The following is a 1,023-nucleotide window of genomic DNA, read 5'->3' on the forward strand; positions in this document are numbered from 1 at the left end:
CCTGTTTCTATGTCAGAGCTTGGTCAGGTTCCCCCGCAAAGAGAACCGGACTGCCAGTCTTTTGTCGAGAGGGGAACTATTCCCGCATGCATCGACTCAGGGGGCACTCCATGGCTGATCCCGCTATATCCGTAGTCGACAGGTTCGTCGGGTCCCGTCCGCATCTGACCCCGGCGCAGGAACGATCCGACACTGTTTCGGGGGCCTCACCGGCCCGTCCGGGCCGCCCGAACGGCGAACACGCCCCGGCGAACCGCTCCGAACAGACCCTCGTACGCCTCGCATACCAGACCGACTCCCCGGTTCTGATTCCCGACGGGCGGGCCACCGGAGAGCTCTGCCACCGCCCCGACGCCGCCGACCGCTTCCCCGTCGACTGGCTGCGCCTGTCCGAGCACCGCTACCTCGTCGGTGTCGACTGGCCCGCCGCCCACCGCTTCTTCGCCCCGCTGCCCGGCGGACGCCAGGACCCGATGCTGGTCGCCGAGACCACCCGGCAGGCCACGATGATGCTGGCGCACGCCGCGTACGGGGTCCCGGTCGGCGACCAGTTCGTGATGCAGGAACTCGGCTACCGCCTGCTGACCGACGAGTTCACCGTGCTCGCCGCCTCGGGCCCGATCGACGTGGTCGTCGACTGCTCGGACGTGCAGCTGCGCGCGGGACGCCTCGTCGGGATGCGGGTCGACCTGCGCTTCCAGCGGCTCGGCCGGGTGCTCGCCACCAGCATGGGCATCCTGTACTGCACCTCCGCCCGCGTCTACCGCAGACTGCGCGGCGCGAGCATGGGCGCGGTCACCGGCGCGGTGCCGCTGCTGCCCGCCGTCCCCGCCCACGAGACCGGCCGCACCGACCCCGCCGACGTCGTCCTCGCCCGGTCCAAGCACCGCCCCGGCTGGCGGCTGCGCCTGAACACCGCGCACCCGACGCTCTTCGCCCGCCCGAACGACCACGTCCCCGGCATGGTCCTCCTGGAGGCCGCACGGCAGGCCGCCACCGCGCTGACCCCCGGGCACGACTTCA

1 protein-coding gene is annotated in these 1,023 nt (G+C 71.4%); it reads left to right on the plus strand.

Features of this window, described 5'->3' with window-relative positions; translation table 11 throughout:
• Nucleotides 1–110 precede the first annotated feature (110 nt).
• Nucleotides 111–1,023: ScbA/BarX family gamma-butyrolactone biosynthesis protein (locus ACFY5C_RS42070; RefSeq protein WP_389455394.1), on the plus strand; the 913-nt coding region annotated here is incomplete at its 3' end.

The organism is Streptomyces sp. NPDC012935, assembly GCF_042900345.1.
Taxonomy (GTDB): Bacteria; Actinomycetota; Actinomycetes; order Streptomycetales; family Streptomycetaceae; genus Streptomyces.